Raw genomic sequence first — 19,266 nt, forward strand, 5'->3', positions numbered from 1 at the left:
AGAAGAACATAAGAAGTAGAATGACGAGAAACTGCAGAAGATGATCGACAAGGCAGTTGCCAGGTCAAACCGGAAAGGCAGAATAGGAAATCTGATTGTCAAGATTGTGGTCATTGCGGCAATTGTGGGCGGCGGATTCTATGCCTACCACAATCTAAAAGATTCCGTTGACCGCAATTTCCGGATCATGGCATCAGTGGATACGCATGATCTGACTCTGGAGAACAACGGCATCTTCGGCTACAAGGCCGCTGACTTTGCGGATGTGATTCTCGGTGAATGCAAACGGCAGACATTACTGATCGTGGATGAGCAGGAAGTGTCTGTACCTTCCACCATTACCGATGCCGGCTTCATGAAGCTAGGCCTGTTTTCAAAGACACAGAATCTGACGCTTTATGGCACTGGCACATATACGATCGATCTTTCAAAAATTACAGCAGATGATGTTGTTCTGGACGATACCAACTTCACGATTACCATCAATGTTCCATATCCTGAACTGCATACCGTTGCCTTTGATCCAACCAAGACCGTCATCGGTGATACCGAAAGAGGCTGGCTGGCTTTTGGAAATATTACAATGAACGCAAAACAGCAGAAAGAGTTTGAAACAACCGCCAATGAGAAACTGTCTGACAGACTGAACCAGGATGACTGCTTTGACAAGGCAGCCCGCTACACCAAACTTTCTGCCACCGAACTCTTCCAGCCCATTATCGAAAGAGTTTCCCCGGCATATAAGATCAACATCCAAGTTGCCCAGAAACCACTGGAATAATATCTCGATCATTATCTTTATCCTGTTTTCACTGCAGGTAAACAAAAAGCTGTGCGCATCCAGCACACAGCAGTCAATCTTAAGATTTTTAACTCAGCTTACCGGCATGGCGGGCAGCCCAGGCCTCATCCACCACAAAACTCTTGTCATTCTTGAGATCCGGCATCTGTTTTTCCATGTCCTCATACATCTGCTTCGGCATCTCGGCATAGGCAAGATCCTCTTTGCCATCATCCACAACAAGCTCCCACTTGTCACCATCGGTATTGAACCAGGTGTGCACAATGTTATCAAAGCGCTTGGAGGACAGCAGGATGCCCGTGGCAATATACTTGCACATCTCCATCACCCGATCATCCAGGCCAAGATAGGCCAGAATGATCTTTTCCTGCAGATCCGGTACAGATCTTACAATCCGGCACGAACACGTATTGATCCATGCCTGTACGGCATCCGGAAAGCCATCTTCCTTCTCACCGGAAAACAACTGCTCAAACCGTTTCGCATCTTCATCCTTGTCTGCCAAAGCATACAGCAGTTTCTTGGATCCATCATGAAACAGACATGTATAAGAAAGAGCTGTCATCTCACCACAATGCGGACATCTGAAGTAAAACGCTGATCCATCCAGAATATGATTGGCAGCCTGGGGATCCTGCAGCGTATCCATCAGTTGATGAACCGTAAAGTCTGATGCCTTGCCGCAGGCACCGCAAGTCACCTTAGTTGTATATGCATTCTTGATTTTTTCCATGATCTTTTCTCCCGCCCACATCATACATGAAACAAAGGCAGGCGTCGACAGGCAAAACAAAGCTCAGCCAAGAGCGACATCCAGGATCATCATGATCACAAAGCCCAGGGCAAAGGAAATCGTACCAATGTTGGAATGCTTTCCTTCTGACATCTCGGGCACCAGCTCTTCCACGACCACATACAGCATGGCGCCGGCCGCAAATGCCAGTAAATACGGCAGAATCGGCACAACAAGATCGGCTGCCCAGATGGTAAACAGAGCCGCAATCGGCTCCACAGCACCGGACAATACACCATACCAGAATGTCTTTGAACGCTTCATGCCCGCTGCCAGCAATGGTGCCGAAACAACCGTACCTTCCGGAAAGTTCTGGATGGCAATACCAATTGCCAGAGCAAACGCCGCAGCCAGAGACACACTGCCAGTCAGATAACCGGCATACACAACGCCTACGGCCATGCCTTCCGGAATGTTATGGATGGTAACGGCAAGAATCAGCTTGGTGGTTGGCTTTAAAGAGACATCCGGTCCTTCCACACTGTCATCCATATGCATATGGGGGATGACATGATCCAGCAGAAGCAGAAAACCAATGCCAACAAGGAATCCAATCGAAGCAGGCAGAAAGGCAAGCCTGCCAAGACTTTCAGACTGGTTTAACGCCGGCTGTAACAATGAGAAGAAAGTTGCTGAGACCATTACCCCGGCCGCAAAGCCTTCCATGATCTTTCCCATCTTCTCACTCATCTGTTTCTTCACCAGAAACACAACCGCAGCACCTAAGGAAGTGCCAAGAAACGGTATCAATATACCAATGAGAATATGACTCATATAGAACTCCTTTTACAACAGTAAGTATGTCCTGCAGAACTTGCTTTGTAAACTAAGACACCCTCGCGAATATTACAGCTCCTTTCATGAAGATGATGAAGTGCAGCTTGACTGTTCCCCGGGGGAACAGTTGTAAGTTGATTCCAGAATCTTTTATTCAAATCATCATTTCAAAGGAGATTATCAAAAAGAGTATGAAGAAAGATCATGTTTCAAGACGCCTGAGCGCCATCAGTATGGGGCTGCTGCTGGTATTGGCAGGCTGCAGTGCTAAGGGAACAGCAGCCAGTGCCAGTCCAAAAGCATCCAGTTCTGCATCAGATGTATCAGACAAGTCGGATCAGTCATTTCTGACAGACACAACCATTGAAGAGCAGACCATTTATGACAGTAACGGCATCAGGATTACAGCATCCAGTCTGGAGTTTGACTCTTCCCGTGCGATCCTGACTTTTAATGTCGAGAACAATGCGGATCAGGAATATTCCATCACTACCGGATCTCTTGGCTACAGCTGCAATGCCATTAACGGCTGGATGGTTGAAGACGGCTGGTTTAATGTCACTCTTCAGGCAGGCAAAAAGTCAGTCGAAAAGTCCTACTTTGACCTGGACAGCCTGAAGGCATATGGCATTCATGAAATCGGCACAATCCAGATGGGATTTGATATTGAAGATAGTTCTTCCAATGATCACACATACACTGGTCCCATTGAGATCAAGACATCAAAGTCTGATTCGTATCAGAAAGATTCCGACTGGTCTTTGAAGGAACTGCTGGACAATGCAGCAGGTATTGCCGGAAAATCCTATACCCTGGAGTACAGTGATGATCAGAAAATCTTTGATGAAAACGGCGTTACCGTATCTCAGGAAGCCCTCGTTACCAATCAGGACAACGAACAGATTCTGATGCTGCTGGCTGAAAACAACGGTTCTGATACAGCAGAATTTTCCTCTGGTTATTTCACCATCAATAACGTAGAAACTTCAAGCGGCATCTGGAGTTCTGACAATATCATTCCCGGCAAGAAATATCTGTCCACCATCAATCTAAGCAATATGGTCAGTGATGAAGATGAACAGAACGTGATTGGCTTTGATCACATCAGTACCATTGATTTCCAGCTTTCATTAATGGATGGCTGGGATTACGTGGCAGGTCCGGATGATGTGACACTGACAGTATCCGATGAGCAGGCATCGGCAGATACGTCTGGTGATGAGGTATACAACAGCAATGGCATCACGATGATTTCCAAAGGACTGACCAAGGACAAATATGACAATGATGAGCGCCACTGGGAGATCCTTGTTCAGAACAATTCCGGCAAGGACATCATGGTCACAGATCAGTATGACAGTCTGTCCATTGGTGATTATATGGTTGATTACATCATGTTCTCCCAGGACATTTCCAACGGCAGCAGCGGTATTCTCGACATTGAAATCCTGGGCAATTCACTCAAGGACAATAATATCGATCCTAACAGTATCACCAGTGCCCAGATTACCCTGGAAATCAAAGACAGCGATTATAACGACATAGATACACCGACAATCTCAGCAGATTTCCAATAAGCCAGATATGCAAAGAGACTGTGTACAGGAGAACATCCTGCTGCACAGCCTCTTTTCCTCTTCACTGCTTTGTTACACCACATTCCGGATACCATTTTCGTTTGTCATACAGCCAGATGAAATCATGTTCAATCAAGATGGCCTCATATCACCATCTGATACTGTATTGTGTTTCATATTCTTCCTAGATTCAGCATTCAATCATCTTCCGGCATCATCTGGATAAACGCATCGAATCTTGGCAGGATAATAACCATCTGACCTCTGGCAGGTGTATCAATGATGCCCTTTTCTTTCAGCCTTTTGCGATAGACAGACATCAGTCCAGAGGACATGCCAAGTCTTTCTCTGATCGTCTTGTTTTCTTTAATGCCTTCAGCCATTACCCGCAGAATAGACTGATCTTTGGCAGACAGTTCTGACCAGATCTTTTCATATACGTATTCCTGCAGATACTGATCATACTGTGGAAGAATATCCTCAATCTTTTCCGGTTTGTTCTGCCAGCAGAGATATCCCAGCACCTGGAAGGCAAAGGCATAGCCGCCAGTCAAAACAGCCATTTCCTGCGCCTTCTGGCTGCTGATTTCAAACGTTTTCTGATAACTGGCAGTAATTGCCGCAAGATTCAACGGCCGCAGGAACACCTTTGGGGTCCGGTACAGAAAGGTCAAAGACTTTTCATCCTGCAGGGAACTGATATTCTCGTACAAACCAGTCATGAGCAGAAAGACAGGCTCCTTAGCACGAATATAGGACTGGAACGAATGGGCAAAGACACGGATATATTCATTGTTCGTGACTTCATCAATCGTAATGAGAAGACGCTTTCCTTCTTTTTTGATCACGGCAAGCATTCTTTCCACTGCCGCATTGATATTAGAAATGGGTGGTGCAGACTTCAGGGAAACCCCAAAACCAAGCAAAGACAGATTGATTTCAGCCTTTGTAAAAAGAACACTAAGCGAAGGAATACTTGCCAGCTTGCCGGCAATCTGCTCTTCGATCTTTTCCTCTGGATTGAGATCCAGTACAATCCAGTCTTTGCGCCGGCTCATCTCCTCTGCTATTCTGGTCATGGAAACGGTCTTACCAGATCCCCGGACACCGGTGATGACATAAGCCTGAGAAGAAGGCTCTTCCGCTGTAAAATCCGAAATGATCTGATCCAGTTGAACCGGCCTTTCAATCATCTGTGCTGGTTCTTTTCCAAAAATAATAGTATATGGATTTGAGCTCATTCTTAGTCCTCCAGCAATGTATACTTCTATCAGAATTATATAATCTTATATAATTCTCTACAAGATATATAATCTTATATAATTCTCTGTTACTTATATAATCTTATATAATTCGATTCCGTACCTCTTCGATCCGGTCATATCTGTTGCCGGAAAGTCAAAGATCCGCTACTGTTGCAGTAATTGGAGAAATGGTCATGAAACAGGTAATCAAGCGTAATGGGACAGTGACGGCATATCAGCCGGAAAAAATCACAAATGCCGTATCCAAGGCATTTGTGCAGGTACATCAGGAATATACAGATGGACTTGGCAGTAAGATTCTTTCTTCTGTAGAAACGGAATTGAATGGCCGTGATTCTGCTTCGGTGGAAGAGATTCAGAATGCTGTGGAAAAGAGTCTGATGAAGGATGGCTTTTATGATGTGGCAAAAGCTTACATCCTGTATCGTCAGAAACGGACGGAGGCTCGTGAGGTACGTTTACAGCTTTCTTCTTTATTAGGGGATGAGAAGCTGAATGATGTGTTGTTTGAGATTCAGAAGGATTTTTTGGACTATGATCTGAAACGTTTGTTGTTGAAGTTTCAGTCCATGGATAAGGAAGTATTGTCTTCTTCTGAACGGATGGAAGTATTAACCCGCAGTGCAGAAGAGCTTACCAGTAAAGAAGAGCCGAAGTGGGAAAAGATTGCCGGCAGACTGCTGGCCTATCAGTACCATGTCTCTCTTGCCAGAGAAGAAAAGAAACTTGGCATCCACAGTTTCTATGACAAGATTGTCTGGTTAACCAGAGAAGGCTACTATGGCTCCTACATTCTGGATGCCTATTCCAAGGAAGACATTGATACCCTTGCCGGTTATCTGGATGATAACCGTGACAAGCTGTTTGCCTGGGCCGGTCTTGATCTTCTGTTATCCCGCTATGTGATTCATACAAGAAATCATGTCAAGATGGAATCACCGCAGGAGATGTACATGGGTGTCGCCATGCATTTAGGCATGAATGAGAAACAGGACCGTCTGGCCATTGTCAGACGTTTCTATGACATGATGAGCCTGCACAAGGTGACCATGGCAACCCCTACCCTTGCCAATGCGCGTAAGCCATACCATCAGCTGTCCAGTTGCTTCGTTGATACCGTACCGGATTCGCTGGATGGCATCTATGCCTCTATTTCCAACTTTGCCGAAGTATCAAAATTCGGCGGCGGCATGGGTATGTACCTGGGAAAGGTAAGGGCCAGAGGCGGCTGTATCCGCGGGTTTGAAGGTGCTGCCGGCGGTGTGATCCGCTGGATCCGGGTCATCAATGATACGGCCGTAGCCGTAGATCAGCTTGGTGTACGCCAAGGTGCTGCCGCCGTATATCTGGATGCCTGGCACATGGACCTGCCTGAATTCCTGCAATTGCGCACAAACAATGGCGATGACCGCATGAAAGCACATGATATCTTCCCGGCAGTATGCTATCCGGATCTGTTCTGGAAGATGGCAAGTGAGAACCTCAACCAGAACTGGTATCTTTTGGATCCACATGAGATTCTCATGGTAAAAAGATATGCCCTGGAAGACAGCTGGGGAGAAGAATGGGAAAAGAAGTATCTGGATTGTGTCCATGATGCCAGAATCCGTAAACGTACGGTATCACTGAAAGAGATTGTCAGATTAATCCTGCGTTCTGCGGTGGAAACCGGCACTCCGTTTGCCTTCTTCCGTGATGCGGTCAACAGAGCCAATCCCAACAAGCATGCCGGCATGATCTACTGCTCCAACCTGTGCACTGAGATTGCCCAGAATATGAGTGAATCTGAGATTGTCTCACAGACCATTACCACAGAGAATGGTGAGAACATCATTGTCACAACGACAAAACCTGGCAATTACGTGGTTTGCAACCTATCATCCTTGTGCCTGGGCAATATCAATGTGGATGATAAAGATGAGCTGGAAGCAGTGACTGCCGATGCCATCCGGGCGATGGACAATGTCATTGATCTCAACTTCTATCCGGTACCTGCCGCCAAACTGACCAATCAGAAATACCGCTCCGTTGGTCTTGGCATTTCCGGTTATCACCACATGCTTGCAAAACATCAGATCAAATGGGAATCTGAAGAACATCTGAGATTTGCGGATAGAGTCTTTGAAGATATTGGCTATGCCGCCATCAAAGCTTCCAATGAGCTAGCCAAAGAGCGTGGCAGCTATTCTTTGTTTGAGGGATCTGAATGGCAGAGTGGTGAATACTTTACAAGAAGAAATTACACGAGTGAAAGATGGCAGAAGCTGAAAGAAGAAGTACGAAAACATGGTATGCGCAATGCCTATGTGATGGCTACTGCCCCTACTTCTTCGACTTCCATTCTGGTGGGATCCAGTGCCGGTCTTGATCCGATCATGAACCGGTTCTATCTGGAAGAAAAGAAGGGCGCAATCCTGCCAAGAGTGGCACCGGATCTTTCACCGAAAACATGGTGGTATTACAAGAATGCCCATGAGATTGATCAGACCTGGTCCGTCAAAGCTGCAGCCATCAGACAGCGCCACATTGATCAGGCCCAGAGTTTCAATCTCTGGATTACCAATGAATACAAGATGAGCCAGTTATTACACCTGTATATCCTGGCGGATCAGCTGGGTGTCAAGACAATCTATTACGTACGTTCCCGTTCTCTGGACCCGGCGGAATGTGAGAGCTGCTCAGCTTAAAAAGGAGAGAAATCATGTCAGAGAAAATTCAAAGAAAACCGCTTTTCAATCCCGATGGCGATATTGAAGTACGGGACAGAAGACTGCTGAACTTCAATACCACCAACATCAATGATTTCAACAATCTGAAGTATCCATGGGTATCTGACTGGTACCGCAATGCCATGAACAACTTCTGGATTCCAGAAGAGATCAGCCTGAATCCGGATAAGTCTGACTATCCAAATCTATTGCCGGCAGAGCGGACTGCCTATGATAAGATTCTCAGTTTCCTTGTGTATCTCGATTCTCTGCAGTCTGCCAATCTGCCCAATATCAGCCAGTATGTCACGGCCAATGAAATCAACCTGTGTCTGTCCATTCAGACCTTTCAGGAATGTATTCACAGCCAGGCATACAGCTATATGCTGGATACGATCTGCTCACCGATGGAACGGGACAACATTCTCTACCAGTGGAAGGAAGATGAGCATCTGTTGAAGAGAAACACCTTCATTGGCAATCTGTACAATGAATTTGTGGCAAATCAGGACAAGCGTTCTTTCTTACGGGTATGCATTGCCAACTTCATCCTGGAAGGCATCTATTTCTACTCCGGCTTCATGTTCTTCTACAACCTGGGCAGAAACGGCAAGATGCCAGGTTCCGTCCAGGAGATCCGCTATATCAACCGTGATGAAAACACCCATCTCTGGCTGTTCATGGAAATCATCCACATTCTGCAGGATGAAGAACCGCAGCTGTTCACTGAAGAAAACACAAAGATGATCTATGACATGATCGATGAAGGTGTCCGTCAGGAAATTGAATGGGGCAAATATGTCATTGGCAATGAAATCCCGGGCCTGAATGAACAGATGGTAGAAGACTACATCAAGTATCTTGGCAACCTCAGACTCAAATCCATCAATCTGAAGCCTCTGTATCCGGGACTGGAAGAAGAACCGGAATCCATGAAATGGGTATCCCAGTACGCCGATGCCAACCAGGTAAAGACAGACTTCTTTGAAGCACGCAGCTCTGCCTATGCCAAGAGCAGTGCCATTGAGGATGATCTGGATCAGCTGTAATCGATAAAAAGGGAAGCGGTGTTCAGGAGTATTCCTGATACACGGCTTCCTTTTCATATGATGTTTACTTCTCTTCCCAGTCACGCGGCAGATCACGGAATGTAATCAGCTCAATCCCATGATCCTTCACCCATTTCAGGATTTCAGAAGAAGTAACAGCTTCCAGATCCTTCACACGGCAGGTATTGAAGCTGGATAAGGCAAAGATCGGTGCATCCGCATAGCCGCAATGACATACTAGATAGCCATACAATTTCCCAGAGGCAAGCATACCGCCCTTATCTTCCACAAGATAAGAAATCATATCTTCCTTCAGCTGCTCTTCCGGCCCGCCATAGCGGTACCACCCCATACCGGCATTGGCCACATTTTCTTTCTTCATCACAGAATCTGTCCAGATGCAGTGATATTTTGCGGCAAGTTTCTTAGAAACAGCCATGGTTGTGGCTGTGGCATAGGCATGGTTATGAACATAGTCTGGAACATGTCCAACCAGTTTGATATACATCTGGATCTGTGCATTAAACTCCGCTTCCAATTGATCCGCTGCACCAGAAAGATGATCATGCCCGTTTTCATCATTATCCATTGCTCGATTCTCACGTGAACCATAGAAAGAATCATCTTCATGTGTTAAAGCAGGCACCGCATCATGTCCTAACAAAGAAGGACCCGTAGAAGCATTCAGATCAATGCCAAAAGCAATGTCAGATAAATACGGACGAATCTCATCCACACATTCCTTTGCCCATGGCATATTGGCAAACAACCCAGTATTGCGAATAATCCCATGACGAATTCCAGCAAGTGCACCGGCAGCACATCCTGGTGTAATTCCATAGTCATCTGACTGTGCAATCAGTTTCATCTCAGACCTCCCAAAGCAGTTACGCTTTCTCTTCTTCCTTTTCCTTTAATGTCTCAGCTTCTTCCTTCTGTATCTGCCTGTCATAAGCTTTGACAAACGGAATGTAGATCACAACATCCAGTGCAAAGAAGATACAGCCCCAGATTAAACCACGAATGCCATAAGAGACAAGATTACTGACAAAGAATGGTACAAACGAGCCTGCAGTAGCACCAGTTGCATAGCCAAGCAAACCAACCTTCTGCAGCAGCCATGTGCCCCAGACAGCAATGGATGGGGTGACGATTACCCATGGAATAAAGAACATCGGATTGAGAATCATCGGGAAGCCAAAGTACATTGGCTCATCTACGCCAAACAGTGACGGTAGGAAGCCAAGTTTTGTAATCGAACGATTGGCAGTCGATTTGCATACGATCAGGGCCGCAATCACCAATGGCAGAGAGCCGCTGCTATAACTCAGCACATTGCCAGTAACCATATGAGGAAGCGGCTGGCCAGCCTGATAGGCAGCCAGATTTTCCATCTGCAACTGTGTGAACAGAAGTGTAATGACAGGGCCAACCGTCATGCCGCCATGAATGCCAAGGAACCACATGAGATACAGAACAAGATAAATAATCCAAAGTCCAAAGATGTTAGCGCCAAGTGCCTGCAGAGGTGTAGAAACAACGGCATAGATTGCCTGCTGCAAAGATCCGATTGGTGTCAGGGCAAAGATCATTCTGACAATGCCAGCCAGGATAATGGCAATGGTGCCAGGAATGAGAAGTGTGAACTGCAGGGCAATGTTTGGCGGTACAGAATCCGGCAGTTTGACAGCCAGATTCTTTTTCTCACAGAACTTGAATACTGCTCCAGTCGCAAAGGCAATGATCAGTGCCGTAAACATACCGGAGGATCCAAGCCATGACATTGGCAGCGTTGCACTGCTGTAAGCATCTGCAGCTTCTGTGTATGGCGTCACAATCAAGAAACATGCCAAAGCAATCACCGCAACACCAAGCCCGCCGCTCTTTTCCAGATGATAAGTACTGGCAAATTCATAGGCAGTCAGTGTAACAACATAGATGGCAAGCAAGCCAACCGTAAATGTATAAATAGCACCAAGCACACTGTATAACGGTGTTGACTGCAGCCATGCCTGATAGCCGCCGATACTGATTCCCTTGAACAATGATGCAAAGCCGCCAATCATCGTAATTGGCAGCATTCTCATAAATGCATGCTGGATCGTCTGCAGAAAACGAATATTGGCAAACTTGGCCGACGCATCCACAAGACGGTCTGTAAAACTTTTCTTCGTACTCATCTCTATCCTCTCTTTGAATGACAATTCATTCACACCTGATTTGAAAAGAAATCAGATTTCTCTGCTATTTTCAAGAATTTGATCAAAATCCCCGGATAGCCTGTGTAGTAAGCGCTTACTTCTTGCCAATATTCTAGCACCAGTGGATTGTGAGTCAATATATTTTATATTATTTTTGAATTGCAATTCATATCTATGAAATTTAAATATATGAATCACCATTTAATGCTATGATGTTATAGAGTGAGGAAAAACGATGAATATCATTACGCGCATGGACGCTTTGGTGTCCTCTTATACAGCAACTGACCGCAGGATATACGAATATATCAAGAAATTTCCAGACCAGTTTTCCAGTGATTCAATGACGGATATCGTAAAGCACTATGGCATCTCTCAGCCTGCTTTGACACGGTTTGCCAAGAAGCTTGGATTTTCTGGCTTTTTGGAATTTCAGTATCAGTATCGGCAGGATCTTTCCGAAGTCAGGACAAATGGAAATACAGAAACACGCAGTGAGCATTTCAGTCAATATCTGCAGGAAACAGAAAAAGGGTTAGATCGAAATGTATTGCAACAGCTTGCTCAGAAAATCATGTCATCAAGATTAACATATTTTACTGGAGCATCTATTGCAGGTATTCCCGCCAAATACCTGGAAGACTACTGCCGTCTGGGATTAGGACCGGTTGGTGTATATTCCTCTCCAAGCAGTATGCCATTAGCCTTTACAGGAGAAGAGACTGTTCTGCTGTATTCAGCTATTGCCGGTGATGCATATCGCAAATATCTGCCAGAAATTTCTCAGAGTCCAAATAAGCCATATATTGTCATGGTCACCATGAATGCCAGGCATCCATTGCGTAAATATGCAGATCTGACCATTGTTCTTCCTGAAGCAGGCATCATCAGTGACAATACCTCTGCCATGCCAGAGACAATGGAGTTTCTAATGTTTTCAGATTTGCTGATTGAAGAAATCAGGAAAGTACAGGAAGAGGGAAAAGATTGATAAATACAAAATACTGCAGAACCAGGAAACTGATCCTGCAGTTTTACACTTATTCATTGATCGACTATTCATTTTCGAGCAGAATAATTATTCCTGTATCTCACTTAACTTTTATGAGAGATCCTCCAGAATAAATGGCAGCATATAGATTGGCTTGAAATATAGGTTTGCTTCTCTGGCAACATCTCTTTGTGACAATACATATTGTTTTCCGACTTTTGCGGAGTATTTCTTTGCAAATTCTGAAATAGAATCATGAAACCTGATAGATGAAGATTTGATTTCCAATGGCGTGATCTTTGTCCCAGAAGAAAGAAGGAAATCAACTTCATAGCTATGTGTACTATTCTTCTTTTTCCAAGTATGATAATACAATTTTCTGCCTGTCGATGCGATCATCTGTGCTGCCATGTTCTCATACACATAGCCAAGATTGATATTTAACCGATCACTCAGAAGCTTACTGTAAATATCTGCATCCACTTTGCTTTCATCATTAAAAAGTAAAGTGATAAAAAGACCTGTATCCGCAGTAAACAGTTTATAAGAGCTGTCATCTTTGGTTAAGTTCAATGCGAGGCTCGGATCAGTTGTGTTATATGAAGCCAGCACGGTTTTGGAATCCAGCAGATCAGAAAGCCTTTCTTCATCTTTTCGGGTTTTCGGCTTATTCAAAGCGCTGGTAATAATATATCTTTTCTTATCAGAACTCAGCTGACTTGGAATTGCTTCAAACATCCTTGAGATTCTTCCTGAATTATCAGTTTTTCTGAAATCATCCTCATATAACGAAATAATTTCTCTCTTTACTCTGTCAATTTCCTGAAAGCTTGCTCCATTCACATATGCTTCAACTGCCTGGGGCATTCCGCCCACAGCCATATACACGCGAAAATCACGAATTAACTTTCGGTTTGTTTCTCCAACAGGTTTTCCGCTTTGATAAATCTCTCTTATAAGAGAATATGTTTGATTTCCAGTGGCAAGCAAAAACTCTTCATAATCCATTGGATACATTTCGATTTTGTGCTCCTCTGAGGGAATCACAATATCTTTCACGTTCTTTTTTATACTGATTAATGACCCGGTTTCAATGTAGTAATACCGCCCATCCGCTACCAGATACTTAATTGCCTGGCGCACCAAAGGCGCTCTTTGAATCTCATCAAAGATGATAACTGATTCACCTTTATACAGCATTACTCCAGTTTCGATCTGAAGGCGTCTGAAAAACATATCCAGATCAGCAATATCATGGAAAACATCTTCAAGCCTTTTTGTTATATTGGCAAAATCTACCTTGATATATGATCTGAACTCATTCTTTGCAAACTCTTCTGCCGCCGTAGACTTGCCAACACGTCTTGGGCCTTCAATCAAAGCTGCATATTTCCTACCAAAGTTTTGTTTTCAATCTAACAGTTCCTTATATACCTTTCGTTGAAACACTGTCATTTTTCTCTCCAGATAGATCATTCATCTATATCAACTTGATTATTACTGTAAAAAGCCATGTTTTCAAGTACTATATTTATAAAATATGGCATGTTTTCAAGATGTAATTTTGTAAATAACCAGGTCCTTTCGCCTTGTGATTTTTGAAAATACACAAGGTTTTCAAGTTCCATATCTTGTTATTTCAAACGCATTTGAAAACCCTACACAAAAATACTGCAGAATCAGAAATTGGTTCTGCAGTATTCCTTTTGTTGATGTTGTTTTGCTCTGTGTTACTGGTTGACTCTTCTCTTCCAGTATTCTCCTACTGGTTCATCTGCCTTATCTTTGGTCCATGGTACTTCATGGCGTTCAAAGTAGCCGATGACTTTTCCTTCTCTGACCACTGGCACAAACCATTCTCTTTCACCGGTTTTGCCATTGTATCCTTCGAACATCTCATTGGTTTCACCATGGTCTGCTCTATCCAGGAAGGCTTTGATCTTGTTCTGGGAGTTGGGGTTGTGGCAGTTGAAGATGGATGTGCCAATGACAACCCTGTCACCATAGCGTTCCTCTGCCTTCTTGTTCAGCCAGCGAATGGTGTGGGTACGGTCACAGAAGACTACTTCATAGGGCAGTGAGTCCAGAATAGCTCTGTATACGGTCTCATCCAGTTCCATATTACTTGAAGTAATCTACTGCACCCTTGAACATCAGTTCTTCGGTGTTGATATCCGGTACATTGGTATACAGGCTCTTACCTGATCTTTCCGCATGTCCCATCTTACCCAGGATTCTGCCATCTGGTGAAGTAATAGCTTCGACTGCCTGGAAGGAATTGTTCGGATTGAAGCGGATATCATTGGTCGGATTGCCATCCAGGTCACAATACTGGGCAGCTACCTGTCCGTTTTCCTTCAGCTGCAGGTACTGCTCCGGATCAATGACAAATCTGCCCTCACCATGAGAGATGGCAACGGTCTTGACCTCACCCGGTGTAAAGTAACGGAACCAAGGTGACTTGTTGGACGCAATTCTGGTATCCACTAACATGCTCTGATGTCTGCCAATCGTATTGAAGGTCAGTGTCGGGGCATGCTCATCAGGTTCTGTGATCTTTCCATAAGGAACCAGACCAAGCTTGATCAGTGCCTGGAAGCCATTGCAGATGCCAAGCATCAGACCTTCACGCTCATTGAGCAGCCGCTCCACCGCAGCCTTGACCTCCTGGTTGCGGAAGAACGCTGTGATGAACTTAGCACTGCCCTCCGGCTCATCGCCACCGGAGAAACCGCCCGGAATGGCCACAATCTGGCTGTGATCCATGGCCTGGGCAAACCCGGTCACACTCTCTTTGATCTGCTTTGCACTGCGGTTGCGGATGACAAAGATCTCTGTTTCGGCACCAAACTTCTCAAATGCTCTGGCTGTATCCCACTCACAGTTATTGCCCGGGAAAACCGGAATCAGCACATGCGGCTTTTCACACTTGTAAGAGGCATGCATGAAACTGTTGGTATGATAATTGACCGGCTCATAGGTCTTGACCTCAGTCTTGTTCAGGTACGGGAAGACATCCTGCAGCTTGCTTTCCCAGGCAGCCTGCAGCTCATCCAGACCAATCTCCACATCCTGCATGACAAGACGGTATGTATCTGTGGTCATACCGACAAGCTGGGCACCCTCGATCTCTTCTTCTGTTTCAAAGAGGAAGGAACCACTGGCATCCACAAACAGCTTTGTATCATCAAAGCCATCAGCTGCTTTAAAGCCCAGATGATTGCCCAGCGGACTCTTCAGCAGAGCATCCGCAATGCCATGCGGCCCTAATGCTGTACAGGAGAGGACATTGCCATCACGGATCATCTGCTCCATGGCATCCATCGTATCCCGCACACTCTGCCATACCGGCAGGCCATTGTCATCATAGTCAGGCTTCAGAAGGTACAGATAATGCCCTGCCTCTTTCCACTCATTGGAAACAACCTGATCTGCCTTGGCAAGAGATACTGCAAAGGCAATCAATGTCGGCGGAACATCAATATCATCAAACGTACCGGAAGAAGAATCCTTGCCGCCGATGGCAGCCACTTCCAGCTCCTTCTGTGCTTCCAGTGCGCCAAGCAGTGCTGCATACGGACGGCCCCACTTCTTCGGTGCCGTGCAGCGGCCAAAGTACTCCTGGAAACTCATCCAGGCATGATGGCGGCTGCCTCCTGCTGCCACAATCTTACTCAATGCATTGATCACAGACTTCTGCGCACCCTTGAACGGCGAAGCAGACATCTGATACGGATCAAAGCCCCAGCTCATCAAAGATGCCGTATTGGTTTCACCCTTTAACAGCGGAATCTTGGCAGCCATCGTCTGAATCGGGGTCAGCTGTCTTCTGCCGCCAAACGGCATCAATACCGTACCAGCACCAATCGTCGAATCAAACCGCTCCGACAGACCAATCTGAGAACATACATTCAGATCACTGGCAAAGGAAAGAAGCTTCTCCTTTGTCGGAACACAGGTCTTATCCTCTTCCTCTTTATCTGCCTCAACAATGACATCGGTATGCTTCGGTGCACCATTGGTATCCAGGAAAGCTCTGGACAGTGAAACAATCGAAACACCATCCAGATTCAATACCATGCGCGGCTCTTTGGTCACCACAGCCACAACCGTGGACTCCAGGTTTTCCTTATCTGCCAGTTCCTGGAACAGCGGTGCATCCTTCTCTGCAACCACAACCGCCATACGCTCCTGGGATTCGGAGATGGCAAGCTCCGTGCCGTTTAATCCCTTATACTTGACCGGTACCTTATTCAGATCAATGACCAGGCCATCGGCCAGCTCACCAATGGCAACCGATACGCCGCCGGCACCAAAGTCATTGCACCGCTTGATCAGACGTGTAGCCTCAGGATTGCGGAACAGTCTCTGCAGTTTGCGCTCTTCCGGGGCATTGCCCTTCTGTACCTCTGCACCACATGTTTCCAGAGAATCATCATTGTGTGCCTTGGAAGAACCCGTGGCACCGCCGCATCCATCACGGCCAGTACGGCCGCCCAGCAGAATCACAACATCGCCTGGCTCCGGCCGCTTTCTGATGACATTGGCAGCCGGAGCAGCCGCAATGACCGCACCAACTTCCATTCTCTTTGCCACATAGTTGGAATGATACAGTTCCTGCACAAGACCCGTAGCCAGACCGATCTGGTTGCCATAGGAGCTGTATCCATTGGCAGCAGTTGTGACAATCTTTCTCTGCGGCAGACGGCCGGGCATTGTATCCTCAATCGGTGCAGTCGGATCGGCAGCTCCGGTAATACGCATTGCCTGATACACATAGGAACGGCCGGACAGCGGATCACGAATGGCACCGCCAAGACATGTCGCAGCACCGCCAAACGGCTCAATCTCTGTCGGATGGTTATGTGTCTCATTCTTGAACATCAGCAGCCAGTCCTGCTCTTCACCGTCGACATCCACTTTCATCTTCACCGAGCAGGCATTGATCTCCTCACTCTGGTCAAGATCCTCCAGCCTGCCGATCTTCTTAAGATACTTGGCACCAATTGTACCAAGATCCATCAGCGTAACCGGCTTGGCTTCTCTGCCGGCATAGACGGTCTCTCTTAACTCTGCATATTCCTTTGCCGCATCTTTGACATATGCAGGTTCAATCTCAATCTTGTTCAAACGTGTATTGAAGGTTGTATGACGGCAGTGGTCAGACCAGTAGGTATCAATAACCATGATCTCGGTGAGTCTAGGATCACGCTTTTCTTCTTCCTTGAAATACTTCTGCAGGAACACAATATCCGCCAGATCCATGGCCAGGCCATGGTCCTTGATGAACTTTGCAAGACCTGCTTCATCCAGCTGGCAGAAACCATCCAGTACCGGCGGCAGCGGCGGTTTCTGATAGGATTCCTGAATCGTTGCCGGTTTTGCAAGAGATGCTTTTCTTGCCTCCACAGGGTTGATCAGGGTGGACTGGATCAGTTCCTTCTCCTTGTCAGAGAATTCGCCCTTGATGTAATAGATCCTGGCTGTGCGTACTAATGGACGCTCCTTGCCAGTTGCCAGCTGAATGCACTGGGCACAGGAATCTGCTCTCTGGTCAAACTGACCGGGCAGATATTCCACGGCCAGTACATAGTCATCCTTGTCCGGGGCCGGTGCTTCCTCATTATAGTAATGATCTACCTGCGGCTCTGACAGAATGGTGCGGGCTGCCAGTTCAAAATCCTTCGGATCAATATTCTCGATGTCATAGCGGTTGAGAATACGTACGGCCTCAACCGGTCTGCGCAATGCAGTCTCAAGATCTGTGCGCACACCTTCTGCTTCTGTCGCAAATGCTCTTTTCTTCTCTGAAAAACCACGATATACCGTCATTACAATACCCTCTTGCCAATATCATGGCGATAATGCATATCTGTAAAGCCGATCTCATCTACGGCCGCATATGCCTTCGCCAGTGCTTCCTTCAGATCCTTACCAGTGGCCATAATGCCCAGCACTCTGCCGCCATTGGTATAGAACTTTCCATTTTCCTTCTTTGTCCCGGAATGATAGACATACACACCCAGATGCTGGCCATTCTCCTCCAGGCCATGAATCTCATAGCCCTTCTTGTAGCTCTCCGGATAGCCGCCGCTGGCTTCCATGATGCAGGCAGCTGCTTCCTCAGACCACTCGATCTTCAGATCAGCCAGTTTCTCATCGTGCACAGCCTGCATGATCTCAAACAAATCACTCTTCAACAGCGGCAGGACAACCTGGGTCTCCGGATCACCGAAACGGCAGTTGTATTCCACCACCTTCGGCCCATCTTTTGTCAGCATCAGGCCAAAGTACAGCACGCCCTTGAAAGTGCGGCCTTCCTTGTTCATGGCCTGCATGGTCGGCACAAAGATCTTCTCCATGCATTCCTTGGCAATCTCTGGTGTATAGACAGGAGAAGGGGCAATGGTGCCCATGCCGCCGGTATTGAGGCCCTTGTCGCCATCATTGACACGCTTATGATCCATGGACGATACCATCGGCACAATCACATGGCCGTCTGTAAAGGAAAGCACAGATACTTCCGGCCCTTCCATGAACTCTTCGACAACCACTTCATTGCCGCTGGCACCAAACTTCTTATCGACCATCAGCTCCTTGACAGCAGCCCTGGCTTCTTCCTCATTCTGTGCAATCAGAACACCCTTGCCTAAGGCAAGACCATCCGCCTTGATCACGGCCGGCCATGTATTTCTCTTCTGCAGATAGGCAAGCACATCCGCAGGATCCGTAAACACTTCATAGGCAGCGGTTGGAATGCCATACTTCTTCATCAGACCCTTGGCAAATACCTTGCTGGCCTCAATCTGGGCAGCCTTCTTGTTTGGTCCAAAGCTTGGAATACCGGCTGCTTCCATGGCATCCACCATGCCTAAGGCAAGCGGATCATCCGGTGTGACAACACAGAAGTCAATGCCATTGTTTTTTGCATAGTCAACCATGCCATCCACATCAGTGGCGCCGATATTCACACATGTGGCAAGGGAGGCAATGCCGCCGTTGCCAGGTGCACAGACAATTTCATCAATACTCTTGTTCTTCGCAAGCGCGCGGATCACGGCATGTTCCCGGCCGCCGGAGCCAACTACCAGTACCTTCATATG

At 46.4% G+C, this 19,266-nt stretch carries 14 protein-coding genes; 5 read left to right on the top strand and 9 right to left on the bottom strand.

What is annotated here, in order from left to right; translation table 11 throughout:
• Positions 1 to 40: 40 nt before the first annotated feature.
• A complete protein-coding gene (locus tag SOI44_RS03630; RefSeq protein WP_331347878.1) occupies positions 41 to 781 on the top strand; it encodes a DUF4230 domain-containing protein in 741 nt (246 codons plus the stop codon).
• 88 nt (positions 782 to 869) lie between these two features.
• On the opposite strand, the gene SOI44_RS03635 is transcribed toward SOI44_RS03630, so the two are convergent.
• Together SOI44_RS03635 and SOI44_RS03640 are read right to left on the bottom strand one after the other, a co-directional pair.
• Entirely contained in the window at positions 870 to 1,535 is a 666-nt protein-coding gene (locus tag SOI44_RS03635; RefSeq protein WP_331347879.1) for a CpXC domain-containing protein, read from the bottom strand.
• A gap of 63 nt (positions 1,536 to 1,598) precedes the next feature.
• On the bottom strand, positions 1,599 to 2,369 hold the full coding sequence (locus SOI44_RS03640; protein WP_331347880.1) for a ZIP family metal transporter: 771 nt from the start codon (positions 2,367 to 2,369) through the stop codon (positions 1,599 to 1,601).
• 194 nt (positions 2,370 to 2,563) lie between these two features.
• Here SOI44_RS03640 and SOI44_RS03645 point away from each other — a divergent pair, with 194 nt between their 5' ends.
• Positions 2,564 to 3,949 carry a hypothetical protein gene (locus SOI44_RS03645; RefSeq protein WP_331347881.1) on the top strand — a complete coding sequence of 462 codons (1,386 nt, stop codon included), beginning with the start codon at positions 2,564 to 2,566 and terminating at the stop codon, positions 3,947 to 3,949.
• Between the two features lie 197 nt (positions 3,950 to 4,146).
• On the opposite strand, the gene SOI44_RS03650 is transcribed toward SOI44_RS03645, so the two are convergent.
• Positions 4,147 to 5,190 (bottom strand): hypothetical protein, encoded by a 1,044-nt coding sequence (locus SOI44_RS03650; protein WP_331347882.1) that lies wholly within the window; start codon positions 5,188 to 5,190, stop codon positions 4,147 to 4,149.
• Between the two features lie 197 nt (positions 5,191 to 5,387).
• On the opposite strand from SOI44_RS03650, the gene SOI44_RS03655 reads away from it, so the two are divergent.
• Positions 5,388 to 7,901, top strand: a complete 2,514-nt coding sequence (locus SOI44_RS03655) for a ribonucleoside-diphosphate reductase subunit alpha (protein ID WP_442914578.1) — start codon at positions 5,388 to 5,390, stop codon at positions 7,899 to 7,901.
• 14 nt (positions 7,902 to 7,915) lie between these two features.
• Entirely contained in the window at positions 7,916 to 8,971 is a 1,056-nt protein-coding gene (locus tag SOI44_RS03660; RefSeq protein WP_331347884.1) for a ribonucleotide-diphosphate reductase subunit beta, read from the top strand.
• Between the two features lie 64 nt (positions 8,972 to 9,035).
• Here SOI44_RS03660 and SOI44_RS03665 read toward each other — a convergent pair whose 3' ends face one another.
• Positions 9,036 to 9,839, bottom strand: coding sequence for a ChbG/HpnK family deacetylase (locus SOI44_RS03665; protein ID WP_331347885.1), 804 nt, complete (start codon positions 9,837 to 9,839; stop codon positions 9,036 to 9,038).
• A gap of 19 nt (positions 9,840 to 9,858) precedes the next feature.
• Positions 9,859 to 11,151 (bottom strand): PTS sugar transporter subunit IIC, encoded by a 1,293-nt coding sequence (locus SOI44_RS03670; RefSeq protein WP_331347886.1) that lies wholly within the window; start codon positions 11,149 to 11,151, stop codon positions 9,859 to 9,861.
• A 256-nt stretch (positions 11,152 to 11,407) separates the two neighbouring features.
• On the opposite strand from SOI44_RS03670, the gene SOI44_RS03675 reads away from it, so the two are divergent.
• A complete protein-coding gene (locus SOI44_RS03675; RefSeq protein WP_331347887.1) occupies positions 11,408 to 12,163 on the top strand; it encodes a MurR/RpiR family transcriptional regulator in 756 nt (251 codons plus the stop codon).
• Positions 12,164 to 12,274: 111 nt separating this feature from the next.
• Here the strand turns inward: SOI44_RS03675 and SOI44_RS03680 are convergent, their stop codons facing one another.
• The 4 genes from SOI44_RS03680 to purD all read right to left on the bottom strand — a co-directional run bounded on the left by SOI44_RS03680 (position 12,275) and on the right by purD (position 19,263).
• A complete protein-coding gene (locus SOI44_RS03680; protein WP_331347888.1) occupies positions 12,275 to 13,543 on the bottom strand; it encodes an ATP-binding protein in 1,269 nt (422 codons plus the stop codon).
• A 350-nt stretch (positions 13,544 to 13,893) separates the two neighbouring features.
• Complete coding sequence (locus tag SOI44_RS03685) at positions 13,894 to 14,283, bottom strand: PAS domain S-box protein (protein ID WP_331347889.1); 390 nt, start codon at positions 14,281 to 14,283, stop codon at positions 13,894 to 13,896.
• A 1-nt stretch (position 14,284) separates the two neighbouring features.
• Positions 14,285 to 17,995, bottom strand: a complete 3,711-nt coding sequence (locus SOI44_RS03690; RefSeq protein ID WP_331347890.1) for a phosphoribosylformylglycinamidine synthase — start codon at positions 17,993 to 17,995, stop codon at positions 14,285 to 14,287.
• Positions 17,995 to 19,263, bottom strand: coding sequence for a phosphoribosylamine--glycine ligase (purD, locus tag SOI44_RS03695; protein ID WP_331347891.1), 1,269 nt, complete (start codon positions 19,261 to 19,263; stop codon positions 17,995 to 17,997). The genes SOI44_RS03690 and purD overlap by 1 nt, the downstream gene beginning before the upstream one ends.
• Positions 19,264 to 19,266 lie beyond the last annotated feature (3 nt).

The organism is Lactimicrobium sp., from assembly GCF_036453465.1.
GTDB lineage: Bacteria > Bacillota_I > Bacilli_A > Erysipelotrichales > Erysipelotrichaceae > Bulleidia.